The following is an 18,245-nucleotide window of genomic DNA, read 5'->3' as shown; positions in this document are numbered from 1 at the left end:
CTCCCCTTCAATTCTTGAATTGCTGTGCGTGCATCTTCAGGAGCTCCCGTGCAATCACGATCTTCTGCACTTCTGTCGCTCCCTCGTAGATTCTCAGAGCCCTGATCTCCCGATAAAGCTCCTCGACCTTCACGCCCTTGGTCACGCCAAGGCCGCCGAAGATCTGGACGGCCCGGTCGATCACGCGCTGTGCCTCTTCCGTGGCATGCATCTTCGCCATGGCGGCCTCACGGGTGACGCGCTCAGCCCCCTGATCCTTGGTCCATGCCGCGCGGTAGACGAGGAGCGCTGCCGTATCGACGCCGGTCGCCATCTCGGCGAGCGAGGCCTGCGTCAGTTGGAGATCACCCAAAGGAGCCCCGAAGAGCTTGCGGAACGATGCGTGCTGCAGCGCCTCATCGAGGGCGCGGCGGGCCAAGCCCAAAGCTGCGGCTCCTACCGTCGAGCGAAAAACATCGAGGGTCGCCATTGCGACTTTGAAGCCCTCGCCTGGACCGCCGACCCTCTGCGAAAGCGGCACGCGGCAGCCCTCGAACCGGAGGGTCGCGAGGGGATGCGGTGCAATGACATCGATCCGGCTCTCGACTGTGAGCCCAGGCATCTGCGCATCGACCACATAAGCCGAGAGCCCCTTTGCTCCGGGAGCCTCGCCAGACCGGGCGAACACCACATAATGGTCCGCGATGCCGCCATTCGAGATCCAGGTCTTTACACCGTCTAGGCGCACATGATCCGGCCCGTCCGGGGTCGCCGTCGTGCTCATAGCGGCGACGTCCGAGCCGGCTTCCGGTTCAGACAGCGCAAAGGCCGCAATAGCTTCCCCCCGCGCGACAGGCGGCAAGTACTTGTCCTTCAACGCCTCGGATCCGAAGAGCGTAATCGGCCCCGTGCCGAGCCCCTGCATGGCAAAGGCAAAATCCGCCAGACCATCCTGATAGGCCAGGGTTTCACGGGCAAGACATAAGGTGCGAACATCAAAGGCGGAAGTGAGACCGCCATAGGCCTGCGGCACCACGGCCTTGAGCCAGCCGCCCTCACCAAGACGACGCACGAGGCGGCGGCAGGAGGCATCTACGTCATGGTGCTCGACGAGGGAGTGGACTTCTCGTGCAGACCAGTCGCGCAAGCCCTCGGCAAATTGCCGGTGACGGGCCTCGAAGAAGGGCCAGGAGAGAAAGCTCGCGTCAATCACGTCAATCTCCCTTGAAGACCGGCTTTTCCTTGGCCGCGAAGGCGCGGTAGGCGCGGGCGAAGTCCTCTGTGGTCATGCACAGGGCCTGCGCTACTGCCTCGGCCTCGATGGCCTCCTCGACCGACATGGCCCATTCCATCGCGAGCATGCGCTTCGTCATCGTATTGGCATAGGTCGGCCCGGTCCCGACCATCCGAGCCAGATTGTGCGCCTCGACGAGGAGTTCACCTGATTCGACCACGCGGCTGAAGAAGCCCCAGCGCTCGCCTTCCTCGGCACTCATGAAGCGGCCTGTGTAAAGGAGCTCCGAGGCCCGTCCCTGGCCGATGATGCGAGGAAGGATGGCGCAAGCGCCCATATCGCAGCCCGCGAGCCCCACTTTGTTGAACAGGAACGCCACCTTTGACCCAGGCGCGGCAAGACGGATGTCGGAGGCCATCGCCACGATGGCGCCCGCGCCGGCACAGATGCCCTCGACAGCCGCAATAATCGGCTGAGGTGCAGCCCGCATGGCCTTCACCAGTTCCCCGGTCATGCGCGTGAAGGCTGTGAGGCCTTTGGTATCCATCTCGACCAGCGGACCGATGATCTCGAAGACATCGCCGCCGGACGAGAAATTCCCGCCGGCCCCCGTCACGACAATGACTTTGATCTCATCGTCTTTCGCGCAGGCATGGAAGAAATCCGTCAGCTCGCGGTAGCTCTCGAAGGTGAGCGGGTTCTTCTTCTCCGGACGGTTGAGGGTCACCGTCGCGACGGGGCCATCGACAGCCAGGAGGAAGTGACGTGGCTCATAGGTGTTGAGCGGCAGCGTGACGGAATTGGCAACCTGCATCACTGGCCTTCTCCTTGGATGGCGCGCCGTGCCGACAGCTTGGTTTTTCCAAGAAGCCGCATAAGCTCGCCCCGATCTTTCTCCGTCAGATCACCGAACAGATCGGCAATCCAGTGCTCATGTTCGGCCGCCATGGTGCGAAACTCGGCGCGACCGCTCTCCGTGAGGCTGATCACCGTCGCCCTCCGATCCGTGGGAGAGACGGTCCTGGCGATGTGGCCGGACGCAACGAGGCGATCGACGAGACCGGTGAGATTGCCGTTCGAGACCATCATGCGCCTTGAGAGGTCGGACAGGGTCATGCCGTCCGATGCCTTGTCGAGCTGCGCCATCAGGTCGAAGCGCGGCAGCGTGACGTCGAACTGCTCTCGCAGGCGGCGGCGCACTTCTCCTTCGATCAGGGTGGTGCAGGTGAGAAGGCGCAGCCAGAGGCGTAGCTCTTCCCGGTGATCCTCCGGCATCTCGACGGCCTTGGTTTCGGCATCGAGCGGTATGGCCTGATCGTCCATGTCAGATTTCTCCCCCGGCCACCACGATGGCCTGCCCCGTCACGGACCGGGCTTCCTCGCTGCAAAGCCAGAGCACGGCACCGGCCACTTCTGACGGGTCAATCAATCGGCCCTGCGGGTTATGCTTCACGAGCTCTCCCAGTGCTTCTTCTCGTGTGCGGCCCGTCTTTGCCATGATCGTCCCGAGGCTCTCCGCCACGAGGTCGGTGTCGGTAAAACCCGGACAGACGGCGTTTATAGTCACACCAGTTCGGGCGGTCTCAAGCGCCAGGGCACGCACGAAGCCGATCACCGCGTGCTTGGCGGCGCAATAGGCACTCACATAGGGATAACCCTTCAACCCCGCCGTGGACGCAACAGCAACGATACGCCCAAAACCCTGCTCCGTCATGGCCCCCAGCACAGCGTGAGCCACATTCGTGACGCCCAGCAGGTTCACGTCCAGCATCTGCCGGAAAACTTCAGGGCCGGATTTCATGAAAGGCGCGGACGCCGCCCCTCCGGCATTGGCGACTATCAGATCGATCGGCCCATAACGTGAGACAGCTTCCTGCACGGCGGCCTGAACCCTTTGGTAATCCGCGACATCCGCGACCGCAGCTCCGTGAGCGTCACCCTGCATGATCGCCTGCTCAAGTGTCGCGGAGTTGCGTCCCACGATGGTTACCGTTGCCCCGGCTTTGACGAGCGATGCCGCGATGGCCCGGCCAATTCCGCGGCCACCGCCCGTGACCAGTGCATGCCGACCCTTGAGAGCTGTCATGATCGTCTCACTCCGCCGCAAGAGGCTTCTCACCGGCCTCCATCTTCAACTCGGCACGAGTCTTCGGCTTGGCCTTGATTTTCAGCTCCTCCAGATCCTGTCGATCACGGACGGAGTTGCGGAAAATCTGATCCCGACCGGCATGATACTGCGGCGTACAGTGGATGCTAGCAGCGCCATACCAGGCCGCAGCCTTCATGGTGAAGAATGGATCGACGAGATGCGGACGCCCGAGCGCAACGAAATCCGCCCGCCCTGCGGCCAGGATCGTGTTCACTTGATCGGCCGTCGTGATATTGCCGACGCACATAGTCGCGACCTGCGCCTCGTTACGCACCTGATCCGAGAATGGCGTCTGGAACATGCGTCCGTAAATCGGCCGTGCCTCACGCACGGTCTGTCCCGTCGAGACATCGACGAGATCGACCCCGTGCTCGGCGAAAGCGCGGGCTATCTCGACCGCCTCATCGCCGGTTACGCCGCCCTCGGCCCAATCGGTCGCGGAGATGCGCACCGACATGGGCTTGTGTGCCGGCCAGACCTCGCGCATGGAATCGAACACTTCCAACGGATAGCGCAGTCGGTTCTCGAGGGAACCGCCATACTCATCCGTGCGCCGGTTGGTGAGCGGCGAGATGAAGCTCGCCAGCAGGTATCCGTGAGCGCAGTGGAGTTCGAGCATGTCGAAGCCGGCGCGCTCGCCACGGATGGCAGCCTCGACGAACTGCGTCTTGATGGTGTCGAGCTCCGCCCGCGTCACCTCACGCGGCACTTGGCTGTCTGGGAAATAGGGAATGGGTGATGCGGAGCAGATGTCCCAGGCGCCCTCCTCTAGAGGCCGGTCGATGCCCTCCCACATGAGCTTTGTTGCGCCCTTTCGGCCTGCATGCCCGAGCTGCAGACAGATCTTCGTCGCCGAGTTCGCATGAACGAAGTCGACGATCCGCTTCCAGGCAGCCTCCTGCTCGTCGTTCCATAGCCCCGTGCACCCGAGCGTGATGCGAGCCTCCGGCGACACGCAGGTCATTTCCGTAAACACGAGCCCTGCGCCGCCTGTGGCACGGGAACCGTAATGAACGAGATGGAAGTCGTTCGGCACACCGTCCTTGGCCGAATACATGTCCATGGGTGACACCACCACCCGATTGGCGACCGTCATATCGCGCAGGCGGAAGGGCTGGAACATGGGGACAGTAGGGCTTTCGACCGATACGTCAAAACCCTGCCGGCGCACCTGCTTCGCGAAAGTCTGATCGACAGCAGCAACGAACTCGGGTGCCCGCAGGCGAAGGTTGTCGTAGGTGATCGCCTTGGCGCGGGTCATCACACCGAAGGCGAACTGCACCGGGTCGAAATCCCAGAAGCGGGCCACGTGCTCGAACCAGACCAGCGATACGTCAGCCGCGTGCTGAGTCTTCTCGACCTCTTCACGGCGTCCCGTCTCGTAGAGCGCGAGAGCTCCTTCCACGCTCGAATTGCGGCGGAAGGACTCATAGAGAGCGATGGCATCCTCCATGGCGAGTTTCGTACCGGAGCCAATGGAAAAATGCGCCGAGGCCTTGGCGTCGCCGAGCAGTACCTTGTTGCCCATGACCCAGCGCTTGTTACGGATCATCGGGAAGTTGCGCCAGATCGAGCGGTTGGTCAGAATGCGGTGCCCACCCAGGAACCAGCCGAAGATCTGCTCCATAAGGGCGGCGGATTCCGCCTCGCTCTTGTCCTTCAGCCCGGCCCGTTCGAAAGTCGCCGGGTCAGTCTCAAACACCCAGGTCGAGCGGTTAGTCTCGTATTGATAGGCATGGGCGATGAAGGGACCCCACTCCGTCTCCTGGAAGATGAACGTGAAGGCGTCGAGCGGCTTGGTCGAGCCCATCCAGGTGAACTTGTTGGGCCTCAGATCGACTTCGGGCTGGAAGTGATCCGCATAGCGCTCCCGGAAGCGGCTGTTGATGCCGTCGGCCACCACGACAAGATCCGCATCCGCGAACAGGCTCTCGTCATCAACATCCGCTTCGTAGCGCAACGTGACGCCGAGTTCCCCCGCACGATCCTGCAGGATGAGGAGCAGCGTGCGCCGCGAGCAGCCGCAGAAGCCATTGCCACCGATCCGGTGCTCTGTTCCCCTGAAATGGATAGCGATGTCATCCCAGTAGGCGAACTCGCGGACGATCCGCTGATAGCTGGGCAGGTCGTACTTCTCGAAATTATCGAGGGTTGCATCGGAAAAGACGACCCCGAAGCCGAAGGTCTCGTCGGCCCGGTTGCGCTCATAGACCGTGATGCTGGAGTCCGGCCTGAGCTTCTTCAGCAGAATTGCGAAATAGAGCCCTGCAGGGCCGCCGCCGATGATCGCCGTCTTCATGGGATCCTACCCGAGTTGCAAATTTATTTTAAGCTTAAAATAATTGTCGATCAACCTGAAAGACGGGTGCTAGGGCACCCGACCTCGTCGTCAGGCACTCATCGCCTCCTGGGGCTTACCCATGTCTTGGGCGATGCGGCGTAGCTCAAACCGTTGGAGCTTGCCGGTTTGCGTTCGGGGCAACGCATCCACGAACTCGATGAGGCGCGGATACTTGTACGGAGCAATCTCCTGCTTCACGTGATCCTGCAGCGCCTTTGTCAGCTCGGCGCCTGGGAGATGACCGGGACGAAGGACCACATAGGCCTTAACTACCGTGCCGCGACCATCATCCGGCGCGCCAACCACTCCGCATTCAGCCACCGCCGGGTGCGTGAGGAGCGCCGCCTCGACTTCCGGCCCTGCAATGTTGTAGCCGGCGGAAATGATCATGTCGTCGGAACGCGCCTGATACCAGAAGTAACCATCCTCATCCATGAGGTAGGTGTCGCCGGTGATATTCCAGCCGTCCTGCACGTATTTGCGCTGCCGCTCATCGGCGAGGTAGCGGCATCCGGTCGGCCCACGAACAGCGAGACGGCCAACGCTGCCGGGCGGCAGGTCGCGGCCCTCTTCATCGATGACCTTCGCCTCGTATCCGGGAACGGGTTTGCCGGTCGCACCAGGGTGGATCTCATCCTCCCTCGCGGCGATGAAGATGTGCAGCATCTCAGTGGCACCAATGCCGTCCATCAGCCGGATATTCGTCGCATCTCTCCAGGCCTCAAAAGTTCCTTTCGGCAAAGGTTCACCGGCCGAGACGCATTTGCGCAGGGATGAGATGTCGTAGCCTTCCAGCTTCGACAGCATGGCGCGGTAGGCCGTCGGCGCCGTGAAGCAGATCGTCGCCCTGTACTGCATGATGGCCGGCAGGAGATCGTCAGGACCGGCCTTCTCCAGCAGCACGGTCGAGGCTCCCACGCTCATAGGGAACAACACGATGCCGCCAAGCCCGAACGTGAAGGCGAGCGGCGGCGAGCCGATGAAGCGGTCGCACGGCTCGGGCCGCAAGACGTTGCGCGAATATGCGTCACAGATCGCCAGCATATCGCGATGGAAGTGCATGGTGCCCTTCGGCTCGCCCGTCGTTCCGGATGTAAAGCCGATCAGGCACACATCGTCAGCAGTTGTATCGACTGCGGCAAAGTCCTGCGAAGCCGAGGCGATCATCGCCTCCAGGCTGTCGTGTTTGCCCGATCCCCAATACACGACGTGCTGCAGATCCGGTGCCATGGATTTTGCCCGCTCCATCTCCTCCGCGAGGCGGTGATCGCAGAGTGCAATGGTAATCTTGGCCTTGTTCAGCGGATAGGCGATCTCCCGGGCGCGCAGGAGCGGCATGGTGGCGACGACGACGCCGCCAGCCTTCAGCACGGCCAGATAAGCCGCCACCATCATCGGGTTGTTGGCCGACCGCAGGAGAACCCGATTGCCAGGCACGAAGCCGAGCCTATGGACGAGCACATTGCAGATTCGATTCACCCGCTCCTGAAGCTGGCGATAACTGAGCGTCTCGGACGGACTGATGATGCACGGCTCGTCACCCCTGCCCTCCTCGACCCACCGGTCCAGGAACGCCACGGCGCAGTTCAGTCGCTCGGGGTACTGCAGCTCGGGCCGGTCGAACGTGAATGTCGGCCATTGGTCCTGGGGCGGAAGGTTGTCTCTCGCGAAGGTATCCACATGCGCCGTGTCCGCCATCGTCCGCTCCTTCGTTCCAGTGTGGAGCAGGAGAGCAATGCCGCGCGGGCCGTTAAGAGACGAAGAACTAGCCTCACGGAGGCTTTGAACGCGCTCCCCAGGCTTCCTCGTCCCGCTCCTCACGCAGCTGTCATCCCACCAGCCTTCCCCTGCGAAACAATCCACTTGAAGAAGGCAGAAATTATTTTAAACTTAAAACAATCCTTGGCAATCCCAATTTTGGGGATGCCAGCGCGAGGGCTCCAACAAAGGGAGTGTTCGCCAGATATGTTTTGCGGCAGAGTAGCGCCGCCCCTTCCGTCGAGGCGCCTCACGTCCCGCCGGGAACAATCACTCAAAGCACGGCAAACGTGCGCAGGGAACAGCCACTCGGGAGATCATGATGAACGTGAAGATCAAAACACTAGGCTTGGCAGCGGCCGTAACCCTGGCCGCAGCACCGGCCATGGCGCAGGAGAAGCTGAAGGTCGGCCTTCTCCTCACCCTCTCCGGCCCCTCGGCAGTGCTCGGCCAGCATGCACGCGACGGCTTCCAGCTCGCCATGAAGGATCTCGGCGGGAAGCTCGGTGGGCGCGACGTCGAAGTGATCGTCGTCGACGACGAGTTGAAGCCCGATGTTGCCGTGACGAAAGTCAAAGGTCTGATCGAGCGCGACAAGGTGGACTTCGTGGTCGGCCCGATCTTCTCCAACGTGGCGGTCGCGACGCACAAGCCGATCGTCGATTCCAAGACCTTCTACATCAGCGTGAATGCCGGTCCCTCGAACCTCGCCGGCAAGAGTTGCAACCCGTACTTCTTCGCGACCTCCTACCAGAATGACCAGAACCACGAGGTTCTCGGCAAGGTGGCCCAGGATCGAGGCTACAAGAAGGTCTATCTGCTGGCGCCGAACTATCAGGCCGGCAAGGATGCGCTGGCGGGCTTCAAGCGCCACTACAAGGGTGAGATCATCGAGGAATCCTACACCCCGCTCAACACCCTCGACTTCCAGTCCGAGCTTGCGAAGATCGCCTCAATGCAGCCTGATGCCATCTTCACCTTCATGCCGGGTGGCATGGGTGTGAACCTGGTTAAGCAATATCGCGCTGCGGGTCTTGCCGACCGTATCCCGTTCCTCTCCGCCTTCACGGTTGACGAGACGAACCTGCCCGCGCAGCAGGATGCTGCCATCGGCATGCTCAGCGGCTCGAACTGGGCTCCGAACATGAATACGCCGGAGAACAAGAAGTTCGTCGCAGCCTTCGAAGCCGCCTACAATACGGTGCCTGCCTCCTATGCGATGCATTCCTATGATGCGGCTCTCCTGATCGATGCCGCTCTCAAGGCAACGGGCGGCAAGACCGACAATAAGGACGCGGTGCGTGCCGCCATTCAGAAGGCCGAGTTCAAGTCCCTGCGCGGCGACTTCAAGTTCGGCGCCAACGGCTTCCCCATTCAGGACTTCTATCTGGTAAAAGCTGCCAAGCGCCCTGACGGCAAGCTGCAGACAGAGGTCGTCGAGAAGGTGTTCGACGACTACACAGATGCCTATGCCAAGGAATGCACGCCAACGAACTAGGCGCTTTTGCCTGACGCGGCCTGTCTCGGAGATCTCTGGGACAGGCTGTCTCTTTAAAATGAACCTTTCATGTTGCCCTTGTATAAGGGCATGCGAGCGGAGGCCCGGTTGATGCAGGCCTGGAGCCAGTGATGCGCCGATGACAGCAACCCTCTTTTTCGTCCAGGCTCTGAACGGCCTTCAGTTCGGGCTCATTCTCTTCCTCATCGCTGCCGGCCTGACCCTGGTCTTCGGTGTAATGGACTTCATCAACCTGGCGCACGGCGTGCAGTATATGGTGGGCGCCTATCTGGTCGCAGCATTCAGCGCCTGGACCGGAAGCTTCGGCTGGGCGCTTCTCCTTGCCCTTCCGACGGCTTTGGCATTCGGCCTGCTCCTGGAAGCGCTTGTGTTCCGCCACCTCTATGATCGCGATCATCTCGACCAGGTGCTCGCTACATTCGGGGTGATCCTTTTCCTGAACCAGGGCGTGAAGTTCGTCTGGGGAGCGGCCCCATTGAGCGTTCCCGTGCCCGAGTTGCTCTCGGGCTCAGTAGAGATCGCGAACGGACTGCTCTATCCCGTCTACCGTCTTGCCATTATTGCCGCCGGTCTCGTCATCGCCGCCCTGCTCTACGTGCTGGTCAATCACACACGCGTCGGCATGCTGGTGCGCGCAGGTGCCAGCAACGCCTCCATGGTTTCGGCGCTTGGCGTCAACATCCAGCGCCTGTTCATGGTGGTGTTCGGTTTCGGCGCCATGCTCGCAGGCTTCGCAGGCGCTATGGTCGCGCCGATCCTCTCGGTGGAGCCCGGCATGGGGGACAATATCCTCATCCTGGCTTTCGTGGTGATCGTCATTGGAGGCATCGGGTCAATCCGCGGCGCATTCCTGGCCGCACTCCTGATCGGTCTTGTGGACACGGTTGGCCGCTCCTTCGCGCCCAACCTGCTGCGCCTTGTTCTTGATCCTGCAGCCGCCAGCCAGACCGGTCGCGCCATCGCACCGATGCTGATCTACATCTTCATGGCCGCTGTATTGTTCTTCCGTCCGTCCGGGCTGTTTCCTGTCAAGCGTTGAGGGCGGAGCCATGACCCAAATCGCCGAAACCCAGTCTGCTCCTACTCCTTCGCTCAGCACGCGGCTGGAAATCATTCCCGTGGTGCTTTTTGCCGCCTTTGCCGCGGCACCGCTCCTCGCCTCGTTCTCCGGTGCGGAAGGTTATGTCCTCTCTCTGCTCACGCGAGTGATGATCTTTGGCATCGCCGCCATGGCGCTGGATCTCATCCTCGGCTATGGCGCCCTCGTGAGCTTCGGCCATGCAGCCTTTCTCGGTCTCGGCGGCTATGCGGTTGGAATCCTGGCGAGCCACGGCTTCGAGGATGTTCTCATTCAAGTTCCGGTCGCGCTCCTTGCCTCAGCTGCCTTTGCGTTCGTCACAGGCGCCATTTCCTTAAGGACGAAGGGCGTCTACTTCATCATGATCACGCTTGCCTTCGGGCAGATGCTGTACTTCCTCGCCACGTCGCTGGCGGCTTATGGCGGCGACGACGGGATGACCTTGGCCTCCCGCAGCCTCGTTGCGGGATCCGACCTGCTGGAGAATGATTTTATTTTCTACTGGGGCTGCCTGCTCTGCCTCTTTGGAACCTACGCCCTCTCCCGCTCTATCGTCGCCTCCCGGTTCGGCCGTGTCCTGCGTGGCACGCGGGAGAACGCTGTTCGCATGGAAGCGATCGGTTTCCGTCCCTTCCGCTTTCAGCTTGCGGCTTATGTGATCAGCGGCATGATGGCAGGCCTTGCCGGATGCCTCCTGGCCAATCAGGCTGAGTTCGTCAGCCCAGCCTTCATGACGTGGCAGCGGTCGGGCGAGTTGATCTTCATGGTGGTTCTCGGCGGTCTCGGCTCTCTTCATGGCGCGATCATCGGAGCCGCAGCATTCCTGTTGCTGGAAGAGTTCCTGCCCGAGATCCTGCATGCGGTGAGCTTCTTCCTCAGCGAGGAGACGCGGGCGCACCTTGCCGAGAACTGGAAGATGGTATTCGGCCCCCTGCTCATTCTGATTGTGCTGTTTGTTAGAGGCGGGATTATGGGATTGCTGCGGAGGCCGCATCATGACTGAACCGCTGCTCGAACTCCGCAACCTGCGCAAGAACTACGGCGCGCTCGTCGTCACCGACGATGTCAGCCTCTCGGTCCAGCAGGGTGAGCTGCATGCTATCATTGGTCCCAATGGCGCCGGCAAGACAACCCTCATTCACCAGATCTCGGGCATGCTGCCATCCAATTCGGGTCAAATCCTGTTTGCTGGCGAGGACGTTACCTACCTCTCCATGCCACAGCGGGTCGACCGCGGGCTGGCGCGCTCTTTCCAGATCACCTCGATCCTGCCTGGCTTCTCCGCCCTCGAGAACGTGGCGCTCGCGGTTCAGGCCCGCTCCGGTTCAAGCTTTCAGTTGTTCGGGAATGCGTCGCAGGAGAAGGACTTGAACGCCCCGGCGATGGAATGCCTCGGCGAAGTCGGGCTAGGCGCACGCGCCCACGTCCCCGCCGGGCTTCTGTCTCATGGCGAGAAGCGCCAGCTGGAACTCGCCATTGGCCTTGCGACGGCCCCCAAGCTTCTCCTGCTCGATGAGCCGCTGGCCGGAACCGGACATGACGAATCCCAGCGGGTAGTCGAGACCCTGCGTCGCCTGAAGAACCGTTTGACCATCGTTCTCATCGAGCACGACATGGAGGCGGTCTTCTCCCTTGCGGACTGCGTCTCGGTTCTCGTCTATGGGCGCGTGATCGCCACCGACACACCGGAGCGGATCAGAGCCAATCCTGACGTCCGGGCGGCCTATCTCGGCGAAGAGGAGATGGTCTGATGCTTTCCGTCCGTCAGCTCCAGGCCTCCTACGGCGCCGCCCAAGTCCTCTTCGACATCTCGCTCGACGTAGGCGCCGGCGAGGTGGTGACGCTTCTCGGCCGCAACGGCATGGGCAAGACCACCACCGTACGTTCCATCATGGGTCTCCTGCGCCCGCGCGCCGGCGAGGTCCGCTTCGATGGCGCTGTGGTGACCGGGCTTGCACCCTATCGTATCGCCAAGACCGGAATTGGCCTCGTGCCGGAGGGGCGCCAGATCTTCCCGACCCTGACGGTCGAGGAGAACCTCATCGCGACGGCTTCGAACCGAACCGGCCACGGTCGCTGGACCCTCGGTGCCGTATACGACCTGTTCCCGCGCCTGAAGGAGCGCAGGAGCAATCTCGGCACTCAGCTTTCCGGCGGCGAACAGCAGATGCTCGCAATCGGCCGGGCGCTGATGACGAATCCGAAGCTGCTCATTCTGGACGAGGCAACGGAAGGACTGGCACCGCTCATCCGTGCCGAGATCTGGACCTGCCTCAAGCGTCTCAAAGGCGAACGTCAGTCGATCTTGGTGATCGACAAGAATGTGGGCGTATTGGCAACCTTCGCCGACCGTCACGTGATCATCGAGAAGGGCCGCTCCGTCTGGACGGGAACCAGTGAAGAACTTATGGCCGATGCCAGCCTCAAGGACCGGTATCTCCACGTCTAGGGAAACGCACCATGGCACCGGACGAGCTCGACTTCGAGGCCGAATACAACAACCGGGCACGGGTACCGGACCACCCTGCCCATATCGCCGGCTGGCAGCGGGATGCTGCCGCCTATCGTGGGACAGCACGCTGCGACCTCGATCTGGCCTATGGTCCCGGCGAGCGACATCGGCTCGATCTGTTTCATCCTGAGAATGACGACAGCAGCGGACCCACCGTTCTGTTCATCCATGGTGGCTATTGGCAGGCCTTCGACAAATCGTCTTCCAGTCATCTCGCCCGGGGCGCCAATAGACGCGGCCTGATGGTGGCGGTGCCAAGCTATACGCTCGCGCCTGCAGCCACCCTCGCTGACATCATCGCCGAAATCGAAATGGCCGCCAACTTCATCACGCAGCGGACAGGCCGCCCCATCGTTGCCACTGGTCATTCGGCCGGTGGACATCTGACAGCCTGCCTCATGGCGCGCCCCATGCCGCAGCAGCGCCCAATCCAGGCCGCCATGCCGATCTCCGGTTTGTTCGATCTCCCACCCCTCGTAGGGACCTCGATCAACAGAGCCCTTGGGCTTACGACTGACGATGCGCAGCATCTGAGTCCGCTCGCGTGGGCGCCCCCAAAATCCGGCAAGCTTGTCGCCGTTGTCGGCGGAGCGGAAAGCAGCGAATTCCTGCGCCAATCCCGTGCCATCGTCGACACGTGGGGCAAGGCCGGAGTGACGACCCGCTATCACGAGGTACCGGGCGCCCACCACTTCGATGTGATCGCTGGCCTTGCGGATCCGGCAGACCCGCTCGTGAATACCCTGGTCGAGCTCGCGGGAGAGGCCTGACGTTATTACGAGGCAGGATCAGCCGCGTCTTCCGTAACGGATGACCTGCGCAACCGGCAGGTCCGCAACAGGCTCGTTGGTCTTCTCTCCTGAAGCCGAGATCCACCCGCGGCCTGATTGCCGCGCATGAAACACGTGGCCTGTCTTCTCAGGAGAGAGAACCGACGCAGTAAGATTGTCGAGCACATACTGCCCCTGGGCTGTCGACACCAGAAGTACGGCATGAGCTTCGCCCTGCGCGGTGGCGCCGACCGCGATCGAAAGTGCCGACGAGGGCCAGCCGCGATCGATCAGCATCTTTCGTTTGAGCAGTGCGAAGTCCTCGCAATCGCCCTTGCCGCTGGTCGGAAGCGCCCACACGTCCTCTCGGCCATATTGCTCCAGATCCGAGACTTCACGGACTGTGTTGTTCACGTAACTGTTGATCTGTTGCAGCTGGGACATCCGCTCGGCAGTCAGAACAAATGAGCGACCGGGTTTCGCCTGCGCGGCAACGGCGGAAAAAATTACAATGCCCGCAGCCAAGCCGCGCGCAATCCTTCGTGCGGTGATACTCATTGAACATGCCCCTGTGCCACTTGTCGGCTTGTGCCGGAGCTGTAGATCCGCTCCGATTCTGTTTCCTCTTAGACAGGTAGACCCAGCTCATGAGACCACATTGAGGCAGCTTGGCCGTTTGATCGAGGAGCGCTCCATGCCTTTAGCGCTGGCTATCGCCGTCCTTGTGGTGATGGGATGGATGAAGCCCGTCCATGCAACAGACGAAGCTTGGCAGGCCCTTCGGGAGGGAGGCGTGGTGGCCCTGTTTCGTCACGCTCGTGCACCGGGAACGGGAGACCCACCCGATTTTCGACTGGACGATTGCTCGACCCAGCGCAATCTCTCCGAGGAAGGCCGGCGGCAGGCGCAGCGGATCGGGGATCAGTTGAGAACCCGGCAGGTGTCTGTCGAGCGCGTGCTGTCAAGCCGCTGGTGCCGCGCTCTCGATACGGCCCGCCTCGCCTTCGGCGGCATGGCCGAGCCATCTCCTCCGTTGGATTCGTTCTTCTCGGGACGCGATCAGGAGCCTGCCCAGACGCGGGCCGTGCGCCGGATCATAGGAGGATGGCGCTCGACCGGCGTTCTGGTGCTCGTGACCCATCAGGTCAATGTCACCGCCCTGACAGGCATCTTCCCAAGCGAAGGCGAAATGCTTGTACTTAGGCCGAAGGCGGATTCAGGATTTGAGGTTATCGGACGAATAGGACTCTAGGGCCTAGTCTTCGGCCCTGAGCTGATCGACCACGCCCTGGCTCATATAGGGGTGACCCGCTTCGTTCAGCGCCCTATCCAAAGCTTCAATAGCAACGAGGATCTTGGTGAGTTCCTCGGCCATTTCGACGGACGGGAGCGGTGCCTCAGATATTTGTCTGGACATTTCCCTGCGACGTTTTACGAGGCTCTCCCGTGCGGCATTCAATTCTTTAATCTCTTCCGAGGTCATAGGCTCCTCACGCTGGATGTCATTTCAATGATAAGTCTTAGAGGAACGATCCGTTCGCTGATGAGCGGATCGCGCCTGCCTTACCGTTCCAAACGGGCCAGAAGGGCAAGGACATGCCTCTCCCTTTCATCGACCTGATCCTCTCCCACATCGAGGATGAGCCGCTCACCGCTCCAGCGAACCGTTCCTTGGGATGCCGCAATCACGTCCTGCACGGGCAGTTTCTCGGCAGCCCCAGGCCTGAAGCTCAGAGCAATCGCTTGAGGTCCCGCATCGATGCGGGCAATACCTAGACGTCGAGAGATCTGCCGCATTTTCGTGAGGCGAAGAAGCCCTCCCAGAGCGTCCGGGAGCGGCCCGAAGCGATCCTCGATTTCCTCCTCAAGGTCGTCAATCGATTCGGAGACGTCCATGCGCGCGATCCGAGCGTAGATATTAATCCGCACCTCGGGCTCATTCACGTACTCGGCCGGAATCGAGCCCGTAAGGCCAATATTGAGCTCTGGAGTCCAGTCATCTGCATAGCTCTCTCCGCGTAGCACGCGCTTGAGCAGGTGCTGGTACAAATCCGCTCCAACAAGATTGATATGTCCTGCCTGCTCCTCGCCCAGAAGGGCGCCGGCTCCACGCTGATCGAGATCCTGCGCGCTGATGGCGAAGCCAGCTCCGAGCCGGTCGAGGGCTTCCAGCGTGCGCAGGCGCTTCTTGGTCGCTTGCGGCAATTCCTGCTTTGGTTCAGTCAACAGATAGGCGGTGCCGCGGATGCGACCTCTGCCCACACGCCCACGCAGTTGGTGAAGCTGCGACAGACCGAAGCGATCAGCCAGCCATACCAGCATGGTGTTGGCGCGGGGAACGTCGAGACCGCTCTCAATGATGTTGGTGGCAAGCAGGATGTCACCTTCGCCATCCGCAAAGCGCACCATCACGTCGTCCGTCTCGGCTGGAGGCATCTGACCATGAGCAGTGAGAACCTTCAGTTCGGGCACGATCTTCGCAAGCTGCTTACGCATCGGATCGATGTCCTCCACGCGGGAGCAGACCACGAAGCTCTGCCCACGACGGCGGTGTTCGCGCATAAGGGCTTGCCGAACGGTCGTGGCGTCGAACTCCTTCAGGAAAGTGCGGATAGGCTGACGCCGGGCTGGAGGCGTTGCGATGATACTCAGCTCCTGCAAACCCACGAGAGCCGATTGCAGCGTGCGCGGAATAGGCGTCGCAGTCAGCGTCAGCACATGCCCGCCTGATGCCATCGCCCGAAGCTTCGATTTGTGGGCCGCACCAAACCTCTGCTCCTCGTCGACGATAACAAGACCAAGGTCCTTGAAGGCTACACCCTTTGCAGCCAGAGCATGGGTGCCGATCACAATCCTCACCGATCCGTCGGCTAGTCCCTTCTTCACGGCACGCGCCTCGGCTGCCGTCACCAGACGCGACAGATGCGCGACCTCGATGCCGAAGCCTGCGAAACGCCTCTGAAAGCTGCGAACATGCTGACGTGTCAGAACCGTCGTCGGTGCGATCACGGCGACCTGCTTGCCTGACAACGCTGCGGCCGCTGCGGCGCGCAGGGCAATCTCCGTCTTGCCGAAGCCGACATCCCCACAAACCAGTCGGTCCATAGGATGCCCCGAGGCCAAGTCTTCAAAGACATCTCCGATGGCACGCAACTGATCCGGTGTCTCGGAGAAGGGAAAACGCGCCACGAAGCGTTCATACTCGCGTCGTGGGGGGACAAGGGGCTCCAGCCTCACCGCCTCGCGAGCTTTGACCAGCTTGCTCAAATGTTCAGCTGTCTCGCGTATCTCCGCTTCGATGGCGGCCAGTTTGGCCGCCCAGGCATCGCTCTTCAGCTTGTCCAGTTGAAGTGAATCGGACATGCGGCCATAGCGCCACACACGTCCCATGTCCGCCGCAGGGATCATGAGGGTCGTATCGCCCGCGTAGATGAGCCGGACCGTATCGCTCGTTCCCTCCTCGCTCGCATTGATCGTTTCGGTCCCCTCCAGAAGTCCAAGCCCATGATCAACGTGGATGACCGCGTCGCCGATCTGAAACTGCATATCGGTGAACTGATGAGCGGTCGATCTGACCTCTTGTCCATGTCCGCTTGACGCGCGGCTCCCCAGAATGTCGGAAGCCGCCACCACAGCAATATCATGACGGTCATCGATGAATCCGCTTCTGATATCAGCCTGAATGGCGAATGTTCCCTTCGGCATCCCGGCAACGGCCTCGCTCCAGCGCTCGATCATGGCTGGGCTGAGCTGCAGGGACTGAGCCCGGCGCCGGATACGATTCAAGTCATCTTTCGTGGCGGCCGCCAGAAGGATTTTCCGATTGTTACGCTGCTGAGCCTCGACGAAGGTTGCGAGGGCACGAGTAGGCTTCGAGGCGGACGCGAAGCGAGGAACGGCGGTTTGCTTTGCCTCCTCTTCCGAGGTTGCGTGAATGAGGGTCAGGCAGCGCCCACTTAGGATTCTTTGCCACTCTTCATCCTCAACGAAAAGCCGCCCAGGAGCCATGCTAGATCCTCTGCTGCTCCCCTCGCTTCGCAGTGAGGTGCGGCTTTCATAAGCGTCGGCGATCTGCTCCATCACCAGCTGACGCCGCTCCTCAGCTCCGGAACTCATTACAACGTGAGCATCTGGCCAGTAATCGAAGATGGTTTCGAGAGATGCATAATGGTCCGGCAGCTTATGCTCGATGCCGTCGAAGCGCTCTGGGATCGAGCCATCGGCCGCTCTCTCGAGCAGAATCTCTGATGCAGGATCCAGAAGAAGAGTTTCAACCTCTGCTTCGGTCCGCTGTGAAACAGGATCGTAGGAGCGGATGCTGGAGATAACCTGTCCGTCGTGCTCAATACGATAGGGAAAGGAGCTGCTTGCAGGAAAGATATCGATGACCTGACCTCGAATGGCAGCCTCGCCTGGTTCATCCACCCTCTCATCCAGGATGTATCCTACGCGTAGAAGGTAAAGTTCTAACTCATCCTGCGAGAGGGCTTTGCCAGTCTCGAGATGGAAGCCAGCCTGCTTCCATATGCTTCGGGGCGGCACACGTTGAACGATGGCCGCGCTGCTCGTGATCAGCAGCCGCGCGCCCTTCACCGCCTCGCACATTCGCCTCAGGACGGACATGCGTCGCCCCATCGCCTCCCGTGAAGGCGAGGTGTTGTCATAGGGAAGACAATCCCAAGGCGGCAGGAGGCAAACTTCCAGCTCCGGGGCCAGCCCCTCCAAAGCCCGAGCGATCTGCTCAGCCCGGTTCTCGCCCTCCGCCACGTAGATGATCTGCCGTTGATCCGCATCTGAAGCCTGATCGATCAGGCGGGCTGCATGAAGGCCTATAGAGGATGGCAAGGTAAGATCGATCCGCCGGATGTCACGGGAGGGGGCGGGCTTCATTTGCATGGAGGAACT

General features: G+C 61.3%; 16 protein-coding genes. 7 read left to right on the top strand and 9 right to left on the bottom strand.

Features of this window, described 5'->3' with window-relative positions; all coding sequences use genetic code 11:
• Window positions 1–7 precede the first annotated feature (7 nt).
• From FHR70_RS06530 to FHR70_RS06505, 6 genes are all read right to left on the bottom strand, one after another.
• The gene (locus FHR70_RS06530; RefSeq protein ID WP_183448224.1) at window positions 8–1,192 is read right to left on the bottom strand and encodes an acyl-CoA dehydrogenase family protein; all 1,185 of its coding nucleotides are present in this window, start codon (window positions 1,190–1,192) and stop codon (window positions 8–10) included.
• A 1-nt stretch (window position 1,193) separates the two neighbouring features.
• Window positions 1,194–2,027, bottom strand: a complete 834-nt coding sequence (locus tag FHR70_RS06525; RefSeq protein WP_210277529.1) for an enoyl-CoA hydratase family protein — start codon at window positions 2,025–2,027, stop codon at window positions 1,194–1,196.
• Window positions 2,027–2,536 carry a MarR family winged helix-turn-helix transcriptional regulator gene (locus FHR70_RS06520; protein WP_183448220.1) on the bottom strand — a complete coding sequence of 170 codons (510 nt, stop codon included), beginning with the start codon at window positions 2,534–2,536 and terminating at the stop codon, window positions 2,027–2,029. Before FHR70_RS06520 ends, FHR70_RS06525 begins: the two co-directional genes overlap by 1 nt.
• Window position 2,537: 1 nt before the next feature.
• Window positions 2,538–3,299, bottom strand: coding sequence for an SDR family NAD(P)-dependent oxidoreductase (locus tag FHR70_RS06515; RefSeq protein ID WP_183448218.1), 762 nt, complete (start codon window positions 3,297–3,299; stop codon window positions 2,538–2,540).
• Between the two features lie 7 nt (window positions 3,300–3,306).
• Window positions 3,307–5,661, bottom strand: a complete 2,355-nt coding sequence (locus FHR70_RS06510; protein WP_183448216.1) for a bifunctional salicylyl-CoA 5-hydroxylase/oxidoreductase — start codon at window positions 5,659–5,661, stop codon at window positions 3,307–3,309.
• A gap of 90 nt (window positions 5,662–5,751) precedes the next feature.
• Window positions 5,752–7,401 (bottom strand): benzoate-CoA ligase family protein, encoded by a 1,650-nt coding sequence (locus tag FHR70_RS06505; protein ID WP_183448214.1) that lies wholly within the window; start codon window positions 7,399–7,401, stop codon window positions 5,752–5,754.
• Window positions 7,402–7,783: 382 nt separating this feature from the next.
• On the opposite strand from FHR70_RS06505, the gene FHR70_RS06500 reads away from it, so the two are divergent.
• The 6 genes from FHR70_RS06500 to FHR70_RS06475 all read left to right on the top strand — a co-directional run bounded on the left by FHR70_RS06500 (window position 7,784) and on the right by FHR70_RS06475 (window position 13,340).
• A complete protein-coding gene (locus FHR70_RS06500) occupies window positions 7,784–8,959 on the top strand; it encodes an ABC transporter substrate-binding protein (protein ID WP_183448561.1) in 1,176 nt (391 codons plus the stop codon).
• A 139-nt stretch (window positions 8,960–9,098) separates the two neighbouring features.
• Window positions 9,099–10,019 (top strand): branched-chain amino acid ABC transporter permease, encoded by a 921-nt coding sequence (locus tag FHR70_RS06495; RefSeq protein WP_183448212.1) that lies wholly within the window; start codon window positions 9,099–9,101, stop codon window positions 10,017–10,019.
• 10 nt (window positions 10,020–10,029) lie between these two features.
• The gene (locus FHR70_RS06490) at window positions 10,030–11,061 is read left to right on the top strand and encodes a branched-chain amino acid ABC transporter permease (protein WP_183448210.1); all 1,032 of its coding nucleotides are present in this window, start codon (window positions 10,030–10,032) and stop codon (window positions 11,059–11,061) included.
• A complete protein-coding gene (locus tag FHR70_RS06485) occupies window positions 11,054–11,809 on the top strand; it encodes an ABC transporter ATP-binding protein (protein ID WP_183448208.1) in 756 nt (251 codons plus the stop codon). The genes FHR70_RS06490 and FHR70_RS06485 overlap by 8 nt, the downstream gene beginning before the upstream one ends.
• Window positions 11,809–12,507, top strand: a complete 699-nt coding sequence (locus tag FHR70_RS06480; RefSeq protein ID WP_183448206.1) for an ABC transporter ATP-binding protein — start codon at window positions 11,809–11,811, stop codon at window positions 12,505–12,507. Before FHR70_RS06485 ends, FHR70_RS06480 begins: the two co-directional genes overlap by 1 nt.
• 11 nt (window positions 12,508–12,518) lie before the next feature.
• Entirely contained in the window at window positions 12,519–13,340 is an 822-nt protein-coding gene (locus FHR70_RS06475; RefSeq protein WP_183448204.1) for an alpha/beta hydrolase, read from the top strand.
• A gap of 18 nt (window positions 13,341–13,358) precedes the next feature.
• Here the strand turns inward: FHR70_RS06475 and FHR70_RS06470 are convergent, their stop codons facing one another.
• Window positions 13,359–13,898, bottom strand: coding sequence for a transglutaminase-like cysteine peptidase (locus tag FHR70_RS06470; RefSeq protein WP_183448202.1), 540 nt, complete (start codon window positions 13,896–13,898; stop codon window positions 13,359–13,361).
• 136 nt (window positions 13,899–14,034) lie between these two features.
• Here FHR70_RS06470 and FHR70_RS06465 point away from each other — a divergent pair, with 136 nt between their 5' ends.
• Window positions 14,035–14,592, top strand: coding sequence for a histidine phosphatase family protein (locus FHR70_RS06465; protein WP_183448200.1), 558 nt, complete (start codon window positions 14,035–14,037; stop codon window positions 14,590–14,592).
• Between the two features lie 3 nt (window positions 14,593–14,595).
• Here the strand turns inward: FHR70_RS06465 and FHR70_RS06460 are convergent, their stop codons facing one another.
• Window positions 14,596–14,823, bottom strand: coding sequence for a hypothetical protein (locus FHR70_RS06460; protein ID WP_183448198.1), 228 nt, complete (start codon window positions 14,821–14,823; stop codon window positions 14,596–14,598).
• A gap of 80 nt (window positions 14,824–14,903) precedes the next feature.
• Window positions 14,904–18,236 (bottom strand): transcription-repair coupling factor, encoded by a 3,333-nt coding sequence (gene mfd / locus FHR70_RS06455; protein WP_183448196.1) that lies wholly within the window; start codon window positions 18,234–18,236, stop codon window positions 14,904–14,906.
• Window positions 18,237–18,245: the final 9 nt, after the last annotated feature.

The organism is Microvirga lupini (genome assembly GCF_014191055.1).
Lineage (GTDB): Bacteria > Pseudomonadota > Alphaproteobacteria > Rhizobiales > Beijerinckiaceae > Microvirga > Microvirga lupini_A.
This window is presented reverse-complemented; position numbering and strand designations above follow the sequence as displayed.

What these genes read in the sequence shown, in the direction of transcription:
- FHR70_RS06480 (WP_183448206.1), top strand. Translation starts at nt 11,809, where the DNA reads ATGCTTTCCGTCCGTCAGCTCCAGGCCTCCTACGGCGCCGCCCAAGTC.
- FHR70_RS06465 (WP_183448200.1), top strand. Translation starts at nt 14,035, where the DNA reads ATGCCTTTAGCGCTGGCTATCGCCGTCCTTGTGGTGATGGGATGGATG.
- FHR70_RS06520 (WP_183448220.1), bottom strand. Translation starts at nt 2,536, where the DNA reads ATGGACGATCAGGCCATACCGCTCGATGCCGAAACCAAGGCCGTCGAG.
- FHR70_RS06510 (WP_183448216.1), bottom strand. Translation starts at nt 5,661, where the DNA reads ATGAAGACGGCGATCATCGGCGGCGGCCCTGCAGGGCTCTATTTCGCA.
- FHR70_RS06495 (WP_183448212.1), top strand. Translation starts at nt 9,099, where the DNA reads ATGACAGCAACCCTCTTTTTCGTCCAGGCTCTGAACGGCCTTCAGTTC.
- mfd (WP_183448196.1), bottom strand. Translation starts at nt 18,236, where the DNA reads ATGCAAATGAAGCCCGCCCCCTCCCGTGACATCCGGCGGATCGATCTT.
- FHR70_RS06490 (WP_183448210.1), top strand. Translation starts at nt 10,030, where the DNA reads ATGACCCAAATCGCCGAAACCCAGTCTGCTCCTACTCCTTCGCTCAGC.
- FHR70_RS06470 (WP_183448202.1), bottom strand. Translation starts at nt 13,898, where the DNA reads ATGAGTATCACCGCACGAAGGATTGCGCGCGGCTTGGCTGCGGGCATT.
- FHR70_RS06475 (WP_183448204.1), top strand. Translation starts at nt 12,519, where the DNA reads ATGGCACCGGACGAGCTCGACTTCGAGGCCGAATACAACAACCGGGCA.
- FHR70_RS06460 (WP_183448198.1), bottom strand. Translation starts at nt 14,823, where the DNA reads ATGACCTCGGAAGAGATTAAAGAATTGAATGCCGCACGGGAGAGCCTC.
- FHR70_RS06485 (WP_183448208.1), top strand. Translation starts at nt 11,054, where the DNA reads ATGACTGAACCGCTGCTCGAACTCCGCAACCTGCGCAAGAACTACGGC.
- FHR70_RS06500 (WP_183448561.1), top strand. Translation starts at nt 7,784, where the DNA reads ATGAACGTGAAGATCAAAACACTAGGCTTGGCAGCGGCCGTAACCCTG.
- FHR70_RS06525 (WP_210277529.1), bottom strand. Translation starts at nt 2,027, where the DNA reads ATGCAGGTTGCCAATTCCGTCACGCTGCCGCTCAACACCTATGAGCCA.
- FHR70_RS06505 (WP_183448214.1), bottom strand. Translation starts at nt 7,401, where the DNA reads ATGGCGGACACGGCGCATGTGGATACCTTCGCGAGAGACAACCTTCCG.
- FHR70_RS06515 (WP_183448218.1), bottom strand. Translation starts at nt 3,299, where the DNA reads ATGACAGCTCTCAAGGGTCGGCATGCACTGGTCACGGGCGGTGGCCGC.